The organism is Solirubrobacter soli DSM 22325 (assembly GCF_000423665.1).
In the GTDB taxonomy this organism is placed as follows: domain Bacteria; phylum Actinomycetota; class Thermoleophilia; order Solirubrobacterales; family Solirubrobacteraceae; genus Solirubrobacter; species Solirubrobacter soli.
Genome location: NZ_AUIK01000022.1, coordinates 88987 through 110411, shown reverse-complemented (window position 1 = coordinate 110411; position 21425 = coordinate 88987). Strand labels below are relative to the sequence as shown.

The 21425-nt window shown below is 67.5% G+C and carries 15 protein-coding genes and 3 rRNA genes; 3 read left to right on the top strand and 15 right to left on the bottom strand.

What is annotated here, in order from left to right; all coding sequences use genetic code 11:
• Positions 1-86: 86 nt before the first annotated feature.
• The 5 genes from G569_RS64630 to tyrS all read right to left on the bottom strand — a co-directional run bounded on the left by G569_RS64630 (position 87) and on the right by tyrS (position 7336).
• Complete coding sequence (locus G569_RS64630) at positions 87-413, bottom strand: GNAT family N-acetyltransferase (protein WP_306765065.1); 327 nt, start codon at positions 411-413, stop codon at positions 87-89.
• Between the two features lie 257 nt (positions 414-670).
• Positions 671-787: ribosomal RNA gene (rrf, locus tag G569_RS0116940) — 5S ribosomal RNA — on the bottom strand.
• Between the two features lie 79 nt (positions 788-866).
• Positions 867-3853, bottom strand: a 23S ribosomal RNA gene (locus tag G569_RS0116935).
• 280 nt (positions 3854-4133) lie between these two features.
• A 16S ribosomal RNA gene (locus G569_RS0116930) occupies positions 4134-5680 on the bottom strand.
• The 16S, 23S and 5S rRNA genes sit together here, the layout of an rRNA operon.
• Positions 5681-6172: 492 nt before the next feature.
• Positions 6173-7336 (bottom strand): tyrosine--tRNA ligase, encoded by a 1164-nt coding sequence (tyrS, locus tag G569_RS0116925; protein WP_028064281.1) that lies wholly within the window; start codon positions 7334-7336, stop codon positions 6173-6175.
• A gap of 114 nt (positions 7337-7450) precedes the next feature.
• Between tyrS and G569_RS0116920 the strand changes: the two genes are divergently transcribed.
• Positions 7451-9862: a transglycosylase domain-containing protein gene (locus tag G569_RS0116920; protein ID WP_028064280.1), complete on the top strand. Its 2412-nt coding sequence runs from the start codon at positions 7451-7453 to the stop codon at positions 9860-9862.
• A 305-nt stretch (positions 9863-10167) separates the two neighbouring features.
• Here the strand turns inward: G569_RS0116920 and G569_RS0116915 are convergent, their stop codons facing one another.
• Positions 10168-10731 (bottom strand): DNA-3-methyladenine glycosylase, encoded by a 564-nt coding sequence (locus G569_RS0116915; protein WP_028064279.1) that lies wholly within the window; start codon positions 10729-10731, stop codon positions 10168-10170.
• 215 nt (positions 10732-10946) lie between these two features.
• Positions 10947-12314, bottom strand: a complete 1368-nt coding sequence (gene argH / locus G569_RS0116910) for an argininosuccinate lyase (protein ID WP_028064278.1) — start codon at positions 12312-12314, stop codon at positions 10947-10949.
• A gap of 22 nt (positions 12315-12336) precedes the next feature.
• Here argH and G569_RS58200 point away from each other — a divergent pair, with 22 nt between their 5' ends.
• Complete coding sequence (locus tag G569_RS58200) at positions 12337-12951, top strand: GNAT family N-acetyltransferase (protein WP_028064277.1); 615 nt, start codon at positions 12337-12339, stop codon at positions 12949-12951.
• Here G569_RS58200 and G569_RS0116900 read toward each other — a convergent pair.
• The 8 genes from G569_RS0116900 to G569_RS0116865 are packed head-to-tail and all read right to left on the bottom strand — an operon-like array spanning position 12933 to position 20433.
• Positions 12933-14039, bottom strand: coding sequence for a DegT/DnrJ/EryC1/StrS family aminotransferase (locus G569_RS0116900; RefSeq protein ID WP_028064276.1), 1107 nt, complete (start codon positions 14037-14039; stop codon positions 12933-12935). The two genes, G569_RS58200 and G569_RS0116900, sit on opposite strands and share 19 nt — an antisense overlap.
• Positions 14036-15589 (bottom strand): citramalate synthase, encoded by a 1554-nt coding sequence (gene cimA / locus G569_RS49170; protein WP_037497230.1) that lies wholly within the window; start codon positions 15587-15589, stop codon positions 14036-14038. Before cimA ends, G569_RS0116900 begins: the two co-directional genes overlap by 4 nt.
• 1 nt (position 15590) lies before the next feature.
• On the bottom strand, positions 15591-16517 hold the full coding sequence (locus G569_RS0116890; RefSeq protein ID WP_028064275.1) for a branched-chain amino acid transaminase: 927 nt from the start codon (positions 16515-16517) through the stop codon (positions 15591-15593).
• Entirely contained in the window at positions 16514-17542 is a 1029-nt protein-coding gene (gene leuB / locus G569_RS0116885; RefSeq protein WP_028064274.1) for a 3-isopropylmalate dehydrogenase, read from the bottom strand. Before leuB ends, G569_RS0116890 begins: the two co-directional genes overlap by 4 nt.
• 17 nt (positions 17543-17559) lie before the next feature.
• Positions 17560-17928 carry a VOC family protein gene (locus tag G569_RS0116880; RefSeq protein ID WP_028064273.1) on the bottom strand — a complete coding sequence of 123 codons (369 nt, stop codon included), beginning with the start codon at positions 17926-17928 and terminating at the stop codon, positions 17560-17562.
• Positions 17925-18485 (bottom strand): 3-isopropylmalate dehydratase small subunit, encoded by a 561-nt coding sequence (gene leuD, locus G569_RS0116875; RefSeq protein WP_028064272.1) that lies wholly within the window; start codon positions 18483-18485, stop codon positions 17925-17927. Before leuD ends, G569_RS0116880 begins: the two co-directional genes overlap by 4 nt.
• Positions 18485-19852, bottom strand: coding sequence for a 3-isopropylmalate dehydratase large subunit (gene leuC, locus G569_RS0116870; RefSeq protein WP_028064271.1), 1368 nt, complete (start codon positions 19850-19852; stop codon positions 18485-18487). Before leuC ends, leuD begins: the two co-directional genes overlap by 1 nt.
• Positions 19849-20433, bottom strand: a complete 585-nt coding sequence (locus G569_RS0116865) for a helix-turn-helix domain-containing protein (RefSeq protein ID WP_028064270.1) — start codon at positions 20431-20433, stop codon at positions 19849-19851. The genes leuC and G569_RS0116865 overlap by 4 nt, the downstream gene beginning before the upstream one ends.
• A 49-nt stretch (positions 20434-20482) precedes the next feature.
• On the opposite strand from G569_RS0116865, the gene G569_RS0116860 reads away from it, so the two are divergent.
• Positions 20483-21415 carry a patatin-like phospholipase family protein gene (locus G569_RS0116860; RefSeq protein WP_028064269.1) on the top strand — a complete coding sequence of 311 codons (933 nt, stop codon included), beginning with the start codon at positions 20483-20485 and terminating at the stop codon, positions 21413-21415.
• Positions 21416-21425: the final 10 nt, after the last annotated feature.

The following is a 21425-nucleotide window of genomic DNA, read 5'->3' as shown; positions in this document are numbered from 1 at the left end:
CACATTTGAGGGCGTCGGGCGGGCGCACGCGGTCCTCGGGCTCGAGGTGAGTCAGGACATCGGCGCCCTTCAGGCCGTCCTGGATCTCATGGCCGAGACGGGAGGGTGGTGGAGTAGATGTCGATCTCGCCTGGGCGTTGGGGGTGCGGGAGGGTCCTTTCGACGGTCATGCCCAGGCGGCGCGCGACGGCGGTCGACGGGGTGTTCGCCGGGTCGATCACCGCGATGATGCGCAAGAGCTCGAGGTGGGTGGAGGCCGCGGTGAGGGCGGCTCGAGCCGCCTCGGTCGCGTAGCCGTTGCCCCAGAACGCTGGGTGGAGGCGCCAGCCGACTTCGACCTCGTGGGCCATGGCCGGGAACCACAGTGGGTGGGCGACGCGCACGAAGCCGATCGTCTCGCCGGTCGACCGCAGGACGCCGCCCAGAGGCCGAAGCCGTGCAGCGTCCAGTGACGCGAGAAGCGTTCGGACTGTGCCGCGGACTCCGCCGGCGTGTACGGAACGCCCTCGTTCAGGTAGCGGACGGTGTCCGGCAACGCGTTCAGCGCCGCGAGCGCCGGTGTGTGGAGCTCGGCAGACCAGCGGGACAGCTGCAGGCGCTCGGTGGTGACGTCCGGAAAGGGCATTAACGACGAAGAGCCGCCTCAGGGGCGGCTCTAAGCGTATTGAAGGACCGGCGGCGACCTACTCTCCCAGACCCTTGCAGGTCAAGTACCATCGGCGCTGCGGGGCTTGACTGCTCTGTTCGGAATGGGAAGAGGTATTTCCCCCGCGCAATAGCCACCGGAAACTTGTCAAGACCACGCCTCAGCGGGCCTTCAAAACTGCACAACCCGCCAACGAACGGGCACTACCTAAGAAAATATATCCGTCAAGCCCTCGACCCATTAGTACCGGTCTCCTGCGGACATTACTGTCCTTCCAGATCCGGCCTATCAACCTAGTGGTCTACTAGGGGTCTTACCCTCTCGAGGAGGTGGGAGAATTCATCTCAAGGTCAGCTTCCCGCTTAGATGCCTTCAGCGGTTATCTGGTCCGCACGTAGCTAACCTGCGGTGCCCTTGGCAGGACAACAGATACACCAGAGGTGCGTTCATCCCGGTCCTCTCGTACTAGGGACGAATCCTTTCAATTCTCCAACGCCCATGGCAGATAGGGACCGAACTGTCTCACGACGTTCTGAACCCAGCTCGCGTACCGCTTTAATGGGCGAACAGCCCAACCCTTGGGACCTACTTCAGCCCCAGGATGCGACGAGCCGACATCGAGGTGCCAAACCGAGTCGTCGATGTGGACTCTTGGACTCGATAAGCCTGTTATCCCCGGAGTACCTTTTATCCGTTGAGCGACAGCACTTCCACTTGCTACTGCCGGATCACTAAAGCCTGCTTTCGCACCTGCTCGACCTGTCGGTCTCACAGTCAAGCTCCCTTGCTGCTTTTGCACTCTACGCACGATTTCCAACCGTGCTGAGGGAACCTTTGCGCGCCTCCGTTACATTTTGGGAGGCGACCGCCCCAGTCAAACTACCCGCCTGGCACTGTTCACTGCCCGGATTACGGCGCAGTGTTAGAAGCACAATACATCAAGGGAGGTATCTCAAGGTTGGCTCCACGCCAGCCGCAGCCGGCGCTTCAAAGCCTCCCTCCTATCCTGAGCGAGATGCACCGCACTCCAATACCAGGTTGTAGTAAAGGTTCACGGGGTCTTTCCGTCTAGCCACGGGTACTCGGCATCTTCACCGAGACTGCAATTTCACCGAGCCCATCGTTGAGACAGCGTTCAACTCGTTACGCCATTCGTGCAGGTCGGAACTTACCCGACAAGGAATTTCGCTACCTTAGGACGGTTATAGTTACCGCCGCCGTTTACCGGGGCTTAGTTTCAGTGCTTCGGCATACGCCTAACACCTCCACGTAACCTTCCGGCACCGGGCAGGCGTCAGCCCCTATACGTCGTCTTACGACTTAGCAGAGACCTGTGTTTTTGGTAAACAGTCGGTTGAACCTATTCACTGCGGCCCTCTCAGGCTCCGCACGCGAGGTGCTTCACCCTACTGGGGCGCTCCTTATCCCGAAGTTACGGAGCGATTTTGCCGAGTTCCTTAACGATGGTTATCTCGATCACCTTAGTATTCTCTACTTGCCCACCTGTGTCGGTTTTGGTACGGGCACGTGCGCTCTCCCTAGAGGCTTTTCTCGGAGGCATGGCGTCCGGGACTCGCCGGCTTTAAGCCAGCTGTCATCGCACCTCAGGTTATGCGGCTCCGCATTTATCATGAGCCACCCCTACATGCTTGACCCAGGACTACCATCGCCTGGGTTCCCATAGCCTTCCTCGTCCCCCCATCAGTCAAATGAGTGCGACGTGGTACAGGAATATCAACCTGTTGTCCATCGACTACGCCTTTCGGCCTCGCCTTAGGTCCCGACTAACCCTGAGCAGACGAACTTTACTCAGGAATCCTTGGGCAATCGGCGGAGGGGATTCTCACCCCTCTTTCGTTACTCATGCCGGCATTCTCACTTCCCAGGGCTCCACGGCTGGGTTCCCCCGCCGCTTCACTGCCATGGGAACGCTCTCCTACCGCTCGACTTACGTCGAACCCGAAGCTTCGGTGTCTAGCTTGAGCCCCGTTACATTATCCGCGCCCGGACACTTGACCAGTGAGCTGTTACGCACTCTTTCAAGGATGGCTGCCTCTAAGCCAACCTCCTGGTTGTCTATGCACCCGGACATCGTTTGCCACTTAGCTAGAACTTAGGGACCTTAGCTGTCGGTCTGGGCTGTTTCCCTCTTGACGCTGAAGTTTATCCCCCAGCAACTGACTCCCGGAGTAACCGTGACGGTCTTCGGAGTTTGCCTGATTTCGGTAACCTGGTAGGGCCCCTAGACCAAACAGTGCTCTACGGCCGCCACGGACTTTATCCGAGGCTATACCTAAATATATTTCGGAGAGAACCAGATATCTCTGAGCTTGATTAGCCTTTCACTCCGACCCACAGGTCATCCGCCCAGTTTTCAACCTAGGTCGGTTCGGTCCTCCACGGGGTCTTACCCCCGCTTCAACCTGCCCATGGGTAGCTCGCTCAGTTTCGGGTCTACCGCCTACGACTAAATCGCCCTATTCGGACTCGCTTTCGCTTCGGCTCCGCTCATCGCTTAACCTTGCCGCAGACGAGTAACTCGCCGGCTCGTTATGCAAAAAGCACGCCGTCACAGGACAAGCCTGCTCCGACCGCTTGTAGGCACGCGGTTTCAGGTACTATTTCACTCCCCTTCCGGGGTACTTTTCACCTTTCCCTCACGGTACTTGTCCGCTATCGGTCACCAGGGAGTACTTAGCCTTGGAGGGTGGTCCCCCCAGATTCAGTCCGCGTTTCACGGGTGCGGACCTACTCAGGTACCTCATCGGGAGACTAGCTCGATTTCGCTTACGGGACGATTGCCCTCTGTGGTGCGCGGTTCCACGCGCTTCAGCTATCGACTAGCTTTGTAACTCCCGCCGAGAGACACACCTCTCGGACAGAGGCCCTACAACCCCGAACCGGCAACGCGTGTGCGCTTACACCGGCCCGGTTTGGGCTGATCCCCTTTCGCTCGCCACTACTCGGGGAGTCTCGGTTGATTTCCTTTCCTCCGGGTACTGAGATGTTTCAGTTCCCCGGCTTGCCCCCAACCCGCCTATATATTCAGCGGGAGGTAACGCCGTACTAACAGCGTTGGGTTTCCCCATTCGGGAATCCGCGGGTCACTGGCTATTCAGCGCCTCACCGCGGCTTATCGCAGCCGTTCACGCCCTTCATCGACTCCTGGTGCCAAGGCATCCACCGTGTGCCCTTCCTATCTTGACGGTGATCAACTCGAATCCTTACGGGATTCGAGGTGGTGATACCCGTTCACACCACCCTTGCGGGTGGTGCTTCGTTGGCATGATTGTGCAGTTTTCAAGGTCCGCTGCGAGGCGCACACCCGGACTGGGTGTTCGGTCTCTCAAAACTCAACAGCATGCGCCCGCATCAGCAAGCTGATCGGGCGCCAGGTTCGGTCGACATTAGGTACCGGGTCGAGCTCGAGGTGGACGGTATGCCCACCTGGCCTTCGCCGGCGCTCCAAGTCCTGGAGCTTCCCTAGAAAGGAGGTGATCCAGCCGCACCTTCCGGTACGGCTACCTTGTTACGACTTCACCCCAGTCACGAGTCCCACCTTCGACAGCTCCCTCCCTTGCGGGTTAGGCCACCGGCTTCGGGTGTTACTTGCTTCCATGGTGTGACGGGCGGTGTGTACAAGGCCCGGGAACGTATTCACCGCGGCAATGCTGATCCGCGATTACTAGCAACTCCGCCTTCATGCAGGCGGGTTTCAGCCTGCAATCCGAACCGAGACGCGCTTTAAGGGATTCGCTCCACCTCGCGGTATCGCAGCCCTCTGTACGCGCCAATGTAGCACGTGTGTAGCCCTGGACATAAGGGGCATGATGACTTGACGTCATCCCCACCTTCCTCCGGTTTGTCACCGGCAGTCTCGCATGAGTCCCCAACTAAATGCTGGCAACATGCGACGGGGGTTGCGCTCGTTGCGGGACTTAACCCAACATCTCACGACACGAGCTGACGACAGCCATGCACCACCTGTGATCCTGCCCCGAAGGGAAGCCCTGTTTCCAGGACGGTCAGGAACATGTCAAGCCCAGGTAAGGTTCTTCGCGTTGCGTCGAATTAAACCACATGCTCCGCTGCTTGTGCGGGCCCCCGTCAATTCCTTTGAGTTTTAGCCTTGCGGCCGTACTCCCCAGGCGGGGCACTTAATGCGTTAGCTTCGGCACGGAGGGAGTCGACACCCCCCACACCTAGTGCCCATCGTTTACAGCGTGGACTACCAGGGTATCTAATCCTGTTTGCTCCCCACGCTTTCGCGTCTCAGCGTCAGTAACGTCCCAGCGAGCTGCCTTCGCAATTGGTGTTCCTCCTGATATCTGCGCATTTCACCGCTACACCAGGAATTCCACTCGCCTCTTCCGTACTCAAGCCCGACAGTATCCACCGGCATCCGAGGGTTGAGCCCCCGACTTTCACAGCGGACTTACCGGACCGCCTACACGCGCTTTACGCCCAATGATTCCGGACAACGCTAGCCCCCTACGTATTACCGCGGCTGCTGGCACGTAGTTAGCCGGGGCTTCTTCTGAAGGTACCGTCACTCCACAAAGCTATTAACTCTGGAAGCTTCGTCCCAACTGAAAGGGGTTTACAACCCGAAGGCCTTCTTCCCCCACGCGGCGTTGCTGCGTCAGGCTTTCGCCCATTGCGCAAGATTCCCCACTGCTGCCTCCCGTAGGAGTCTGGGCCGTGTCTCAGTCCCAGTGTGGCTGATCGTCCTCTCAGACCAGCTACCCATCGTCGCCTTGGTAAGCCGTTACCTCACCAACAAGCTAATGGGCCGCGGGCCCGTCCCGATGCGAAGGCCAAAGCTATCTTTACTCGGTTCCCTTACGAGAAACGAGAACATCCGGTATTAGCCCGAGTTTCCTCGGGTTGTCCCGGTCATCGGGGTAGGTTACCCACGTGTTACTCACCCGTTCGCGGCTCTGCCCCAGGGCAAGCCCTGGTTCGTCGCTCCACTTGCATGTGTTAAGCACGCCGCCAGCGTTCGTCCTGAGCCAGGATCAAACTCTCCGTGAAGAACTTCACAAAGAGCGTCTTACGCCACTCGAGGACCCACCAGTACACATGCGGTGGATCGGGCGCTTGACAGGGTTACTGCTCAGTACTACTGGCACTACAATGCACCGCGACTCGAAGAAGTAAGAGTCGCGAATGCGGATTCCTTGTACCGGTCCGTGCTCGGGTAGAGCAGGCCGGCATCTCGAAACCTGGACACAATCCATCGGCAAGGAGCCGAAGGATGTGCATGCTGTTGAGTTTTCAAAGACCGCTGCGCCTGTGGAGCATGAGGTGTTTCCTCAGTGCTCTGCGCTTCAGTGCTGGGCGAGGAGCTTAGCAGCCCCTCTGCGAGCTATCTGCCCCCGGAGCGCTGCTCCGGCGGGCGTTGCAGTCTAGCGCATCCCCGCTGGGAATCAATGTCCCTGGCGGCTGCGGAGCGCCTCTCGCTGCCCGACGGCGCGGAAGAGTAGCAGCACGGATCCCTCCATCAAGAGGTTTCCGGATTTTTTCCTACGCGGCCTTCAGGCGTGCGAAGCGACGCTTGCCCAGCTGGAGCACGCGACCGTCCAGGGAATCGGCCGGGACATCGAGCGGCTCGGCGGGCACGGGCTCGCCGTCGAGCTTGACTCCCCCTTGCGCGAGCATGCGCCGCGCGTCCGAGCGCGAGCCCCCGAACGCACCCACGATCAGCTCGGGCAGATGGACCGTGCCCCCGTTGGCGGCGAACGAGAACTCGTCGATCTCCTCGGGCAGGTCGTGCGCGATGTGGATCCGATCGAAGCCGGCCTCGGCGGCCATCGCCTCGTTCTCGCCCCAGAACCGGGCCACCAGCGCTCGCGCGAGCGCGCGCTTCGCGTCGCGCGGACCGAGCTCGGCCGGCGGCGGCGACCCGATCAGGAGGTCGTACCAGGACCCGAGCTGCGCGTCCGGGATGCTCAACGTCTTCCCGTACATGTCCGCGGGCGGCTCGGTGATCCCGATGTGGTTGCCGTAGGACTTCGACATCTTGCGCTCGCCATCGGTGCCGTTGAGCAGCGGAACGGTCAGCACCACCTGGGGTGGCTGCCCGTATGAGGTCTGCAGCGCGCGCCCCATGAAGAGGTTGAAGGTCTGGTCGGTGCCGCCGAGCTCGACATCGGCATTGATCGCGACCGAGTCGTAGCCCTGCAGGACCGGATAGAGCATCTCCAACAGCGAGATCGGCTCGGAGGCGGCCATGCGCTTGGAGAAGTCGTCGCGCTCGAGCATCTGGGCGACGGTCACCCGCCTCACGAGCCGGAAGAGCTCCTCCATCGGCATGTCCAACCACTCGCTGTTGCGGCGGACCTCCAGCCGCTCGTCGGCGGCCAGCACCTTGGTCGCCTGGTCGAGATAGGTCTGCGCGTGCTCGTCGATCTCCTCGGGCGAGAGCACCGGCCGAGTGGCGGAGCGCCCGGATGGATCGCCGACCCGGGCCGTGTAGTCGCCGACGATCAGCACCACCGTGTGCCCGAGGTCCTGGAATTCCCTGAGCTTCTGGAGGACCACCGTGTGGCCGAGATGCAGATCGGGCGCGGTCGGGTCCAGACCGAGCTTCACGCGCAGCGGCCGGCCCTCGGCCAGGCGCGCTTCGAGAGCCCCTTTCGGGAGCACCTCGACGGCGTTACGAGCGAGGAACGACGCGGGAGATTCCATCCGACCCAATGCTAGAGTTCCGCCGCCGACGAGGCCTGGTCCGCCGCGTCGACTCACGGCCGACGCTTAACCTTGGCAGTGTTTGAGCCGAAGGTATTAGGTCGGCATCCCTCCATGAGCGATCACGAGCGAACGAGCACGATCCCAGAAGAGGCAGGCGCCGAGGTGCTCCAGTTCCCGCGTACGCGTGAGAGCAAGCCCAAGCGCCGGCTTCGTCTGCCGCGCCGGCGCAGGCGCCAGAAGCGCTTCAAGGTCCGCAAGCTCCGCGTGCTGGCGGTGCTCTTCTTCCTCGGGATCCTGGCCATCGTCTCGGCGCTGTTCGGGATGTTCATGGCCGTCGCGTCCGACCTGCCGCCGCTCGAGGAGCCGGCGCACCAGCCGTCGGTGATCCTCGACTCGCGCGGGCACCAGATCGGCACGCTGACCGGCAACGAGCGCCGGATCTACCTGTCCGAGAACGAGATCGCGCCCGTGATGAAACACGCGATCGTCGCGATCGAGGATCAGCGCTTCTACACGAACTCCGGCATCGACCTGCGCGGCATGGCCCGCGCCGCGATCGAGGACGTCAAGTCCGGCGGCGGCGTCCAGGGCGCCTCGACGATCCCGCAGCAGTTCGTGAAGATCTCACTCGCGGCCGAGAACGACCGCACCGTCTTCCAGAAGCTCCGCGAGGCCGCGCTCGCCTACCACCTGACGCGCAAGTGGTCCAAGGAGCGGATCCTGCGCAACTACCTGAACTCGATCTACTTCGGCAACGGCGCCTACGGGATCGAGTCGGCAGCGCAGACCTACTTCGCCTACAACCACGACGGCTGTGGCAGCCAGAAGGGCGAGCCGCGGTGCGCGAGCGTGCTGCTGCCCCACGAGGCCGCGCTGCTGGCGGCGATGGTCTCCTCGCCGAGCAAGTACGACCCCGTGCTGCATCCGGTCGCGTCCAAGCGCCAGCGGGACGCGGTGCTGCTGCGGATGTGGCAACAGGGCTACCTGACGCGTTCGATCTACGACAGCGAGCGCGCCGAGGACCTGCCCAAGCGCGACGATCTGACCTTCCCCAAGGAGGACACGGACTTCCCGTACTTCACCTCCTGGATCAAGCAGCAGGTCGTCGACCGGCTCGGCGGCGGCCAGCAGGGCGCGCAGCTGGCGTTCGAGGGCGGGCTGCAGGTCAAGACGACGATCGACTCCAAGCTGCAGCTCGCGGCGCAGAAGGCGATCGACGCGTGGCTGCCCAACAAGTCCGGCCCGCGCGCCTCGCTCGTGGCGATCTCCAACAAGGACGGCGCCGTCCGCGCGATGGTGGGCGGCGACAACTACGCGGTCGCCCCGTTCAACCTCGCGACGCAGGGCCAGCGCCAGCCGGGGTCCTCGTTCAAGCCGTTCGTGCTCGCCGAGGCGCTCAAGAAGGGCATCAGCCCGAACTCCACGTGGGAGTCCAAGAAGCTCACGTACATCCTCAAGGGCGGCGAGCGCTTCACGGTCAACAACTACGACGACGCGTACGCGGGCGTGACGACGCTGGCCAACGCGACCGCGTTCTCGGACAACTCGGTCTTCGTCCAGGTGGGCAAGCAGGTCGGAACGAAGAACGTCGCCAAGCTCGCGCGGCGCATGGGTGTGCGGACGCCGGTCTCGTCGAACCTCGCGATCGCGCTCGGCGGCCTGCGCCAGGGCGTGACGCCGCTCGACATGGCACACGCGTACGAGACCTTCGCGACCGGCGGCAAGCTGATCTACGGCAGTCTTTCGCCCGGGCAGAGCAAGAAGTCGCTGCCGGTGCCGGGTCCGGTGGGCATCGAGCGGATCGACCGCGGCACCGGCAAGAAGAAGAAGTTGGTCGAGCTGGCTGACGGCGAGCGGATGATCAACAAGCGCAAGGAGAAGCGCGTCCTGAAGCCCGAGATCGCCGGGGAGGTCGGGCTCCTGCTCCAGGGTGTGGTCAAGAAGGGCTCGGCCACGCGCGCGGGGATCCCCGGCGTGATGGTCGCGGGCAAGACCGGGACGACCGAGAACTACGGCGACGCCTGGTTCGTCGGCTGGACCAAGGAGTACACGGTCGCCGTCTGGGTCGGCTATCCGGACGAGTTCAAGCCGATGAAGACCGAGTTCCAGGGCGAGCCCGTCGCGGGCGGCACGTTCCCGGCCGGCATCTGGAAGACCTTCATGCAGTCGCTGCTCAAGATCGACCCGCTGCCCAAGAAGGAGGGCGGCGACGGGACGGGCAAGGACCTCGAGCCGACCCCGACGCCGAGCGGCGACGGCACCGCCCCGCCCACCGCGACGACCGCGCCCCCGACCGCGACGACCGCCCCGCCCACCACCGACGGTGGGACCGGCGGCACCGCGCCGCAGCAGGAGACGCCGCCGCAGGACACGACGCCGCCGCCGACGGCGACGGCACCGCCGAGCACGACGACCACGCCGCCCACCGACCCCGGCACGACCGGACAGGGCACAGGGGGTGGCGGTCAGGCCGCGCCGCCTGCGGGCGGCGACGCGACGACCGGCGCGACGACGACGGGCTAGGCGAGCAGCGCTGGCGGGCGGGCGCGGCGACGCGCGGCGCGGCGGGCGCGGCGCGGTGACGCGCGGCGCGGGCGGTGACGCGGCGCGGGCGCGGTGACGCGCGGCGCGGGCGGTGACGCTGCGCGGGCGCGGTGACGCGGCGCCGGCGCGCGGGCGCGACGCGGCGCGGGGCGGTGACGCGCGGCGCCGGCGCGCGGGGGCGGTGCGGCGCGGGGCGGTGACGTGCGGCCCGGCGCGATGGCGCACCTAGGTTGGACGGGTGGGGTCGCTGAGCGTCCTGTCGGGACGCTCAGCGACCGCACCCGTCACGAGATCAGGCCAGGCGGCCAGGGGCGGGAGACGTCTCGGGAGCCAACGGCGCAGAAGCGCCACGGGAGCTCCGCCGCCTTGGTGATTCCGATCCGGGGGCCGGTGACGTATGGGAGTGGGTCGCCGGCGCAGATCTGGATCGGGCCGGTGATCAGGGACGAGGCGTTCTCGGTCAGTTCGATGCCGAGCGCCTGGGTGAGCTTCCCCGGGCCGTTCGTGAGGCCGGCGGCGCCGCGGCGGCGGACGCGCATCAACTCGATGCCGTCCAGCGGCGACAAGGCCCGGATCAGCACCGCGGCGCCGACGCCTTCGGGCTCGCAGACCGCGTTCAACAGGGCGTGAATGCCGTACGAGCGATAGACGTAGGCGATGCCCGGCGGGCCCCAGAGCACCTCGGTGCGCGGCGTCACGCCCACGTAGGCGTGGCAGGCCGGCTCGGTGAAGTGGTAGGCCTCGGTCTCGACGATCACGCCCGCGCAGTCGCCGTGCACGACGACACAGCCCAGCAGTGCGGGCGCGACCTCGAGGACCGGCCGGTCGTAGAACGCGGTGTCGAGCACGGCGCGGCCGGCGACGGGGTCGGTCGACGCGGCGGCGGCCGCGCGAGGCGCCGCGCTGCGTGGGGTGCCGGCGCTCGGCGCGGCCGCGCGTGGGGTGCCGGCGCTCGGCGCGGCCGCGCGTGGGGTGCCGGCGCTCGGCGCGGCCGCGCGTGGGGTGCCGGCGCTCGGCGCGGCGGCGCGCGGGCCGGCGGCCCGCGCGGGGGCGGCGGCGCCCGCTACGACGTCGTGTCCAGCGCCGCCCGGGCGTGGGCGAGCTGCTCGCGCACCCGCGCCAGCGACGTCCCGCCCTCGCTCTCCTTGGACTCCAGCCACGTCCCTTGGGATAGCACCGCGTAGAAGTCGTCATCCAGCACTTCCGAGTGCTGGGCGAGCTCCTCGCGCGTCAACTGCGACAACACGCGGCCGGATTCGACCGCAGTGCGCACCAGCCCGGCGACGATGCCGTGCGACTGGCGGAACGGGACGCCGCGCTTGACGAGCATGTCGGCGACGTCGACCGCCGCGAGCATCTCGTCGGTCGCGGCGCCGGCGAGGCGCTCGCGCTTGAAGGTGATCGACTCGAGCATCCCGCGCGCGGCAGCCAGGCACAACTCCAAAGTGTCGACGGTGTCGAAGAGGTGCTCTTTGTCCTCCTGCATGTCCTTGTTGTAGGTCAGCGGGAGGGCGTGCATCACGCCGTGGAGACCGGCCAGGTGCGAGACGATCCGCGGCGCCTTCGCGCGCAGCAGCTCGGCGGCGTCCGGGTTCTTCTTCTGCGGCATGATCGAGGAGGAAGAGGCCCAGTCGTCGCGCACCTCCGCGAAGCCGAACTCCTCCGACGACCACAGGACGATCTCGGCGCCCAGCCGGGACAGATGGGTCGCGCAGGTCGCGGCGGCGCTCAAGAAATCGAGGACGAAGTCACGGTTGGAGACGCCGTCGATCGAGTTCGGGACGACGCCCGCGAACCCGAGCTCGGAAGCGACCAACCGCCGGTCGGTCGGGAAATTGACGCCGGCCAGAGCGCCGGAGCCCAGCGGCAGCTCCGCCGTCGAGCCCAGCACGAGCTCGAACCGCGCCGCGTCGCGCCGGAACATCCAGAAGTACGCGAGCAAGTGATGCGAGAGATAGACCGGCTGCGCCCGCTGCAGATGCGTGTAGCCGGGCATCGGCCAGTCCAGGTGCGCCTCGGCGACCCGCACGATCACGGTCTGCAGGTCGGTCAGCGCCTCGATCGCCCGCAGGGCGTGCGCACGCGTGAACATCGCCATGTCGGTCGCGACCTGGTCATTGCGCGAACGCGCGGTGTGCAGCTTCCCGCCCACCGGCCCGACGATCTCGGTCAGCCGCCGCTCGACGGCCATGTGGATGTCCTCGTCGTTGTCGAGGAACTTGAACTCGCCGTCGTTGAGCTCGGCCTCGACGCGATCGAGGCCGCCGAGCAGCTCGTCGCGGTCGGATTCGCTGATGATGCCGACGGAGGCGAGCATCGTCGCGTGCGCGCGCGACTGCGCGACGTCGTAGGGCGCAAGGCGCCAGTCGAAGCCGATCGACGCGTTCAGTGCGACGAACGTGGGATCGGGCGGAAGGCTGAAGCGGGACACGGACCCGGCATCATGACCAAAGATGAATCTGCTCGTCCGCCCCGCGACGCCCGGCGACCCCGCGGTCGGCCTCCTGTTCGAATCGGCGAAGCCGTACTACACGGCGTACGCGGGCAGCGAGAAGCGCGCGCTGGCGATCCTGGAGTCGGTCTTCCGAGAGCCCGGCCACGCCGCGAGCTACGACTGCTGCACGGTCGCGTACGTCGACGACGAGCTCGTCGGCGTCGTCGCCGGCTTCCCGGTCTCCAGGGGCGACCAGCTCTCGCGCCGGTTCATCCGGCTGACGCTCCCCAAGCTCCCGCCGTGGCGCTGGTGGGGGACGTTCCGGCACCTGCGCGCCGCGGGCGACGTCGCCCCCACCCCGCCCAACGACGCCTACTACGTCGACGCGCTGGCCGTCGCCCCCGAGTGGCGCCGCCGCGGCATCGCCCACCAGCTGCTCGACGAGGCGCACCGCCACGCCGAAGCGGCCGGCCTCGCCCGCCTCGCGCTCGACACCGGCCTGCAGAACACCGGTGCGCGCAAGCTCTACGAGGCCTACGGGTTCGGCGAGCGGGAGATCCGGCGAGCCCCCGACGACCGCACGGCCCGCGCGCTCGGCGGGCCGGGGTTCGTCGGCTACCTCAAGGCGGTGTAGAGCACCGACTCCAAGGCGGACGCGACCTGCGCGACCTCGCCCTCCGTCAGCTCCGGGAAGAACGGCAGCGCGATCGAGCGCGCGGCGACGTCCTCGCACACCGGGAACTCGCCCCCGCGATAGCCGAAGCGCTCGCGGTAGAAGCTCATCAGGTGGATCGCGGGCAGGTACGGCTTGGACTGGATGCCGCGCTCGAGCAGCGCGCGGATCGTGTCGTCGCGGTCGCGCCCGTGCGGCAGCTGGACGACGTAGACGAACCATCCGCGCACGTCACCGTCGAGGTTCTCGCACGGCAGCGTCAGGCCCTCGAAGCCGCTCAGCGCGTCCCGGTACCAGGCGGCCACGCGAGCACGTGCGGCGAGCATGTCGTCGAGCCGCTGCAGCTGCGCCAGCCCCAGCGCGCACGCGATGTCGGTCAGGCGGTAGTTGAAGCCGAGCCGGTCGTGGTCGAGCCAGTCCATGTTCGGCGCGCGGCCCTGGTTGCGCTCGGAGTCGACGAGCTCCTTGTGATCGGGCGAGGCCATCGTGAGCATCCCGCCCTCGCCTGTCGTGAGCTGCTTGTTCGCGTAGAAGCCGAACGCCGCGGGATGTCCACGGCCGCCGACCGGCAGGCCGTCGGCGTGCACCGCCCCGAGCGCCTCGCACGCGTCCTCCACGATCGGCAGCGCCGTCTTCTCCAGCGCGGGCGTGTCGGCCGGATAGCCGAAGATGTGGACAGGCAGGAACGCGGCGGTCCGCTCCGTGATGGCCGCGACCGCGGCGCCCATGTCCATGTTCAGCGTCACCGGGTCGATGTCCACGAACACCGGCGTCGCGCGTTCGAACAGGATCGAGTTCGCGCTCGCCACGAACGAGAACGGCGACGTGATGACCTCGTCGCCGTCCTGGACGCCGACCGCGCGCAGCGCGAGGTGCAGCGCCGCCGTGCCCGAGGAGATGGCGCTCGCGAACGGCGCCCCCACCCGCGCGGCGAACCGCTTCTCGAACTCCGGAACCCGCGGGCCCAGTGACAGATGCCGCGACCGCAGCACCTCCAGGACCGCCTGCTCTTCGAGATCCCCGATGACGGGGCGGGCGACCGGGATCACTTGAGCGCGGCCTGACTGCGCAGCATCCCCGCCTCCAAGGAGTCCACGAGCGCGTCCCAGGAGGCCTCGATGACGTTCTCGTGCACGCCGATCGCGCCCCAGGTCGACGTCCCGTCCGACGCGTCGAGCAGCACGCGCGTGGTCGCGCCCGTCGCCTTCCACTCGTCGAGGATGCGGACCTTGAAGTTGACCAGCTTGATGTCGCGCAGGTGCGGGAGCCGCTCGCCGATCGCCGCCCGCAGCGCCATGTCCAGCGCGTGCACGGGACCGTTGCCCTCGGCGGTGCGCACGAAGCGCTGCGAGCCGACCCAGACCTTGACGGTCGCCTCGGTCTCGACCCGCCCGTCGGCCCGCTTCTCGGCGATCACCCGCCAGGACTCGAGCGTGAACAGCGGCTGGTACTCGCCCGTCTCGCGCCGGATCAACAGTTCGAACGAGCCGTCGGCGGCCTCGAACTGGAACCCGCGGTGCTCGAGCTCCTTGACCTTCTCGACGACCCGCGCGGCCGTGGCGTCGTCGAGGTCGCCGCCGGCGTGCGCGATCACCGTGCCCTTGCCGGAGAGCTCTGACACGAGCACCTCGCGCGAGTTGCCCACGACCGCCGGGTCGATGTGCTCGAACGTCGACGGGTCGGCATTGACGCCCGCGACGTGCATCCCGCCCTTGTGCGCGAACGCGTTCTTGCCCACGTAGGCCTGGTTGGCGTCCGGCGGCAGGTTGAGCATCTCGGCGACCATGTGCGACGCCTCGGTCAGCCCTTCCAGCGACGGCAGGCACGAGTAGCCCATCTTCAGCTGCAGGTTCGGGATGATCGAGATCAGGTTCGCGTTGCCGCAGCGCTCGCCGTAGCCGTTCATCGTGCCCTGGACCAGACGGCAGCCCTCGGCGATGCCGGCGAGCGAGTTCGCGACGGCGCACTCGGCGTCGTTGTGGGTGTGGATGCCGAGTGAGGCCTCAGGCAGCGCCCTCCGCACGACGTGGACCGCCTCGGCGATCTCGTGCGGGAGCGACGCGCCGTTGGTGTCGCACATCGTCAGGTTCTCGGCGCCCGCGTCCAGCGCCGCCCGCAGGCACTCGATGGCGTACACCGAGTCGTCGCGGTAGCCGTCGAAGAAATGCTCGGCGTCGTAGATCACGCGCTTCCCCGAGGCCACGAGGAAGGCGACCGACTCGGCGATCATCAGCAGGTTCTCTTCGCGCGAGACCTTGACGACCTTCTCCAGGTGCAGACCCCACGTCTTGCCCACGATCGTCGAGACCGGCGTCCAGGACTCCGCCAGCACGCGCAGAGCGGCATCTTCGGCGGCCTGCACCCCACGCCGGCGGGTCATCCCGAACGCACACACGTCGGCGCTCAGACCGGCCTCGGCCAGCCGCTCGAAGAGCTCGAGCTCCTTCGGGTTCGACGTCGGGAACCCGGCCTCGATCATCGGCACGCCGAGCGAGTCGAGGATCTTGGCGACGCGCACCTTCTCCTCGACCGACAGCGACATGCCCTCCCCCTGCATCCCATCGCGCAGGGTGGTGTCGTAGACGACGACGTGATCCATGTCAGGAGACTGCTGCTGGGACCTTGTCCAGCCAGTCGGCGTAGCGCTCCGAGCGCCCGTGCAGCGCGTCCTCGAAGATCGCCTGGATCTCGGTCGTGATCGGGCCGCGCGTGCCGTCGCCGACGACGAGGTCGTCGACCTCGCGGATCGGCGTCAGCTCGGCCGCGGTGCCGGTCATGAAGATCTCGTCGGCGCGATAGAGCTCGCCGCGGGCGATGTCGCGCTCGATGACCTCGTAGCCCTGGTCGCGCAGGATGTCGATCGCCGCCGCCCGGTTGATGCCCTCGAGGATGTCGTTGGCGAAGCCCGGCGTGAAGACCTTGCCCTCCTTGACCAGGAAGAGGTTCTCACCCGTGCCCTCGCAGACGTACCCGCGCGAGTCGAGCAGGATCGCCTCCTCGTAGCCCGACTTGTCGGCCTCGATCTTCGCCAGCACCGAGTTCAGGTACTGGCCGCCGGCCTTGGCCGTCGGGATCAGCGAGTCGCTCGGAATCCGGCGCCACGAGGACACCTTCGCCCGCACGCCGTTGACCTTGCCCTCGTCGCCGAGATAGGCGCCCCACTCCCACACCGCGATCATCACGTCGACCGGGCAGTCCAGCGGGTACAGGCCCATCGGGCCCGCGCCGCGGAAGACCAGCGGCCGGATGTAGCACGACTTCAGGCCGTTGCGGGTGATCGTCTCGAACGTCGCGGCCCGGATCTCCTCCTTGGAGAACGGGACGTCCATGTGGTAGAGCGCGGCCGAGCGGAACAGGCGGTCGATGTGGTCGGCGTGGCGGAACACACCTGTCCCGCCGTCCGGCGTCTCGTACGCCCGCACGCCCTCGAACACGCTCGTGCCGTAGTGCAGCGCGTGCGTGAGTACGTGAACCTTGGCGTCCTCGTACGGGACGAGCTCGCCATTCATCCAGATCACTTGGCTCACGTGAGCTCCTTCAGCACCGCCTCGGTCACCTCGGCGGTGGTCGCATTGCCGCCCAGATCCCCGGTGCGGACGCCCTGCTCCAGGGCCTTGTCGACCGCCGATTCTACGGCAGCGGCAGCGTCCTCCCGCCCGAGTCCGTGCCGCAGCAGCAAGGCGCCTGACAGGATCATCCCGATCGGGTTGGCGATCCCCTGGCCCGCGATGTCGGGCGCCGAACCGTGCACGGGCTCGAACAGGGACGGACCGTCGCCGCCCAAAGACGCCGTGGGGAGCATGCCCAAAGACCCGGTGAGCATCGACGCCTCGTCGCTGAGGATGTCGCCGAACATGTTCTCGGTGACGATCACCTCGAAGTGGCGCGGCGCGTTGATGAGCTTCATCGCGGCCGCGTCGACGAGGATGTGCTCGAGCTCGATGTTGGGGAACTCCTCCTGGTGGATCCGCGTGGTCACCGCGCGCCACAACCGCGACGTGTCGAGCACGTTGGCCTTGTCGACGCTGGTGACGCGCGACTTGGCCGCGCGGAAGGCCGCGCGGACGATCCGCTCGATCTCGGGGACCGTGTAGACCATCGTGTCGAACGCGCGGCCGTTCTCCGTGCCGCGGTCGCCGTAGTAGAGGCCGCCGGTCAGCTCGCGCATGATCAGCATGTCGACGCCCTCGATCAGCTCGCGCTTCAAGGGCGACGCGTCATACAGCGCGGGGAGCGGGCGGATCGGGCGCAGGTTCGCGTAGAGCCCGAGATCGGCGCGCAGGCGGAACAGGCCCTGCTCGGGACGGACCGCGCCGGGCTCGTTGGTGTCCCACTTGGGACCGCCCAGCGCGCCGAGAAAGACGGCGTCGGAGGCCTTGACGGCGGCCATCGCCTCCTCGGTGATCGCGACCCCGTGGAGGTCGATCGCGGCACCGCCCGCGGGGTGCTCGTCGAAGCTCAGATCGTCAGCGACCGCGTTCAGGACCTGGACGGCGGCGGCGGCCACTTCCGGGCCGATCCCGTCACCGGGGAGAAGGGCGATATTCGGCATAAGTTGCGGGACCCTACCTAATAGGTGATGAACTCAAGAAGCGACCCGTCGGGGTCGCGGAAGTAGACGCTCTGGCCTTCGCCTTGCGCACCGTGGCGCACCACCGGGCCGAGCTCGATCTCGACGTCGTTCGCGCGCAGATGCGCGACGGCGTCGTCGATCGGACCGTCCCAGACGAAGCACATGTCGCTGTTGCCGGGGCGGACGCGGTCGCGCGCGACGGGCTGGGGATCCAGCCCCGGCCCGTGCACGTTCAGCTGCTGCTTGCCGAACCGGTACGCGAAGCCCGCGCCGCGCTCGACCACCTCGGCCCGCACGACGTCGCGATAGAAGGCGTTGGACGCCTCCCAGTCCGAGACGGCGATGACGAAGTGATCGAGCGTCACAGGTTCAGCGTGACCGGGCCGGGGCGCTCGCGCGAGGACTCGTACGAGCTGATCTCCTCCGCCTGCTGGAGCGTGAGCGCGATGTCGTCGAGGCCGTTGAGCAGGCGGTGGCGGCGGTCGGCGTCGAGGTTGAACGGCACCGCGCGGCCGGCGAAGCGGACCTCGAGCGCCTCGAGGTCGACCTCGGCCTCCCCCGCCTCCATCACGGCCTTCACGTCCTCCTCCGGCAGGACGACCGGCAGCAGGCCGATCTTGGTGCAGTTGGAGAAGAAGATGTCGGCGAAGCTCGACGCGATGATCGCCTTGAACCCGTAGTCCTGCAGCGCCCACGGGGCGTGCTCGCGGCTGGAGCCGCAGCCGAAGTTCGGGCCGGTGGCGAGGATCGGGTTCTTGGGCAGCGACCAGCCGTCCTCCTGCGCCCAGTCGTAGAAGAGGAACTCGCCGAACCCGGTGCGCTCGATGCGCTTGAGGAACTGCTTGGGGATGATCTGGTCGGTGTCGACGTCGGCGCGCGGCAGCGACGTGACCGGACCGGAGATGACGCTGATCGCTTCCATCAGTTCCACTCCCGGATGTCGACGAAGTGGCCCTCGATCGCGGCGGCGGCCGCCATCTGCGGGGACACGAGGTGGGTGCGCCCGCCGCGGCCCTGGCGCCCCTCGAAGTTGCGGTTGGAGGTCGACGCGCAACGCTGACCGGGATCGAGGATGTCCGGGTTCATGCCCAGGCACATCGAGCAGCCGGCGGTGCGCCAGTCGAAGCCCGCGGCGCGGAAGACCTCGTCCAGGCCCTCCTTCTCGGCCTGCGCGGCGACCTGCTGGGAGCCCGGGACCACCATCGCGCTGACGGTCGAGGCCACGTGGCGGCCCTTGATCATCTCCGCGGCGGCGCGCAGGTCGCCGATGCGGGCGTTGGTGCAGGAGCCGATGAAGACGCGGTCGAGCTTGAGCTCGGTGATCGGCGTGCCCGCCTCCAGGCCCATGTAGGTGAGCGAGCGCTCGTCGGTCTCGGTGCTCGGCGACGGCACCGCGCCGGCCACGCCGACGACCTGGCCGGGGTTCGTCCCCCACGTCACCAGCGGCGAGAGCGCCGACGCGTCGACCGTGATCTCGCGGTCGAACGTCGCGCCTTCGTCGCTCTGCAGCGTCCTCCAGTACGTCAAGGCCTCTTCGAAGTCCTCCGGGGCGCCGGGGCGACCGCGGACCCACTCGAAGGTCGTCTCGTCCGGCGCGATCATGCCGGCACGCCCGCCGCCCTCGATCGTCATGTTGCAGACGGTCATGCGCTGCTCCATGTTCATCGCGCGGATCACCTCGCCGGCGAACTCGACGACATGGCCGGCGGCGCCGTTGGTGCCCATCTGGCCGATCGTGCCGAGGATCAGGTCCTTGGCGGTGACGAACGGCGCGAGGTCACCGACGTAGTTGATGCGCATCGACTTCGGCTTCGGCTGCGAGAGCGTCTGCGTGGCGAGCACGTGCTCGACCTCGCTCGTCCCGATCCCGAACGCGAGCGCGCCGAACGCGCCGTGCGTGGCCGTGTGCGAGTCGCCGCAGACGATCGTCATGCCCGGCTGGGTCACGCCCAGCTCCGGCCCGATGATGTGCACGATGCCCTGACGGTCGGACCCGATCGAGTAGAGCGGGATGCCGAACTCGTCGCAGTTGGCCTCGAGCGCCTCCACCTGCCGGCGCGAGAGCGCGTCGGCGATCTTGGCCGACACCGGCGTGCCGTCGGTCGGCACGTTGTGGTCGGCGGTCGCCAGCGTGCGATCCGGGCGGCGGACCTCGCGGCCGGCAAGCCGGAGCCCTTCGAAGGCCTGCGGGCTCGTGACCTCGTGGACCAGATGGAGATCGATGTAGATGAGCCCAGGCGCAATCTCGTGCGCGGACCAGATCTTGTCGAACAGCGTGGTGGGCGTCATGACCGGCGCAGCCCAGCCGACACGATGGCCAGCAGGACGGCCTCCTCCTTGGAGTGGTTGGCGAAATGGTGGGGCAGGTCGGCGTCGAACGTGACGCAGTCGCCCGCCTCGAGCGGGTGCTCGGAGCCGTCGACGTGCAGGGTCACCGAGCCCAGCTCGACGACGGCGGTCTCGCGCGCTCCGGGCTCGTGGCGCGGCGGGTCGCCGGGGCCGCCGGTGACGGCTCCCGCCGCCAGCGTGTGGCGGGTGACCTCGGCGCGCAGGCCCGGCAGCGGCGGGGTGAGCACCACGTAGGCATGTCCGCCCGCCCCGCCGCGGCGACCTTCGCCGCGGCGCACGACCGAGACCATGCCCTCCTCGTCCAGGCGCAGCAGCTGCGAGAGCCGCAACTCCAGCCCGGAGGCGATCTTGCTGGCGACCTGCAGCGTCGGGCTGGTCTCGCCGCGCTCGACCTGCGAGAGCATCGGCGCGGAGACGCCGGACCGCTCGGCGAGCTCGCGCAGCGAGAGATCCATCGCCTCCCGCAGCGCCTTCACGCGCGGCCCGACAGCCGCGATGGTGGGATCGGCAGCTGCCGCCATTACGCTTGTACGTTATCACGTACGTCACGCTCCACGTAGCCTGGGAGGCGTGAGCGAAGCGATCCGCGACCTGCCTGACGCGCTCGTGCTCGGCGCGGGCGGAACGCTCGGTGAGGCGTGGCTGCGGGGCGTTCTCGGCGGGATCGAAGCGGGCTCCGGGCTGGACTTCCGCGACTGCGAGTACCTGCTCGGCACCTCGGCGGGCTCGATCGTCGCCGCGACGCTGGCGGGTGGGAAGCGGCCTGAGGCGGGCGATCGTGCGGCGGAGGAGTGGGCGCACGCGGCGGCGCTCCCCGAGCCGCCCGGCGCGCCGGACGTCCCGGCGCGGGCGAACCCGCTCGGCGCCGTCGGGCGCGGGGCCGCGCGGTTCGGCAAGGCGGTCGCGACGCCGCTCGCCCCGTTCGCCCTGGCGACCACCGCGCCGGCGGGACGGCTCGCTCGCGCCGCGGTCCTCAGCCGCGCGCCGCGCCGCGTGCGCACGCTCGGCGACCTGCGCGGCTATCTCGACGCGCTGGGCGCGACCTTCGACGGCCGGCTGCGGATCTTCGCCGTCGAGCGGGCGAGCGGGAAGCGGGTGACGTTCGGCGCGCCCGACGCTCCCCGCGCGAGCGTGAGCGACGCGGTGCTCGCGTCGTGCGCGGTGCCGTGGATCTTCGCGCCGGTGACGATCGGCGGACGCGAGTACGTCGACGGTGGCGTGTGGAGCCCGACCAACCTCGACGCCGTCCCGGCGGGGCGCGGTTCGCACGTACTCTGCTTGATCCCCACCGCGGGCGCGGCTTTGACGCCGCTGCGAACGGCGAGCGCGGCCGCCGCGGGCTATGAGGGCATGGCGATGACCGCGCGCGGCGCGTCGGTCCGCACGGTCGCCCCGGACGAGGACAGCCTCGCCGCGATCGGCCCGAACCTGATGGACCCGACCCGCCGCGGGCTGGTCGCCGCCGCCGGGTACGCGCAGGGCCGCCGCCTCGCGTCGAACTAGACCTTCGGGC

Bases quoted from the DNA above. Each gene is read 5' to 3' on its own strand.
- tyrS (WP_028064281.1), bottom strand. From the start codon at position 7,336: ATGGAATCTCCCGCGTCGTTCCTCGCTCGTAACGCCGTCGAGGTGCTC.
- G569_RS0116920 (WP_028064280.1), top strand. From the start codon at position 7,451: ATGAGCGATCACGAGCGAACGAGCACGATCCCAGAAGAGGCAGGCGCC.
- G569_RS58200 (WP_028064277.1), top strand. From the start codon at position 12,337: ATGAATCTGCTCGTCCGCCCCGCGACGCCCGGCGACCCCGCGGTCGGC.
- cimA (WP_037497230.1), bottom strand. From the start codon at position 15,589: ATGGATCACGTCGTCGTCTACGACACCACCCTGCGCGATGGGATGCAG.
- leuB (WP_028064274.1), bottom strand. From the start codon at position 17,542: ATGCCGAATATCGCCCTTCTCCCCGGTGACGGGATCGGCCCGGAAGTG.
- leuD (WP_028064272.1), bottom strand. From the start codon at position 18,485: ATGGAAGCGATCAGCGTCATCTCCGGTCCGGTCACGTCGCTGCCGCGC.
- leuC (WP_028064271.1), bottom strand. From the start codon at position 19,852: ATGACGCCCACCACGCTGTTCGACAAGATCTGGTCCGCGCACGAGATT.
- G569_RS0116865 (WP_028064270.1), bottom strand. From the start codon at position 20,433: ATGGCGGCAGCTGCCGATCCCACCATCGCGGCTGTCGGGCCGCGCGTG.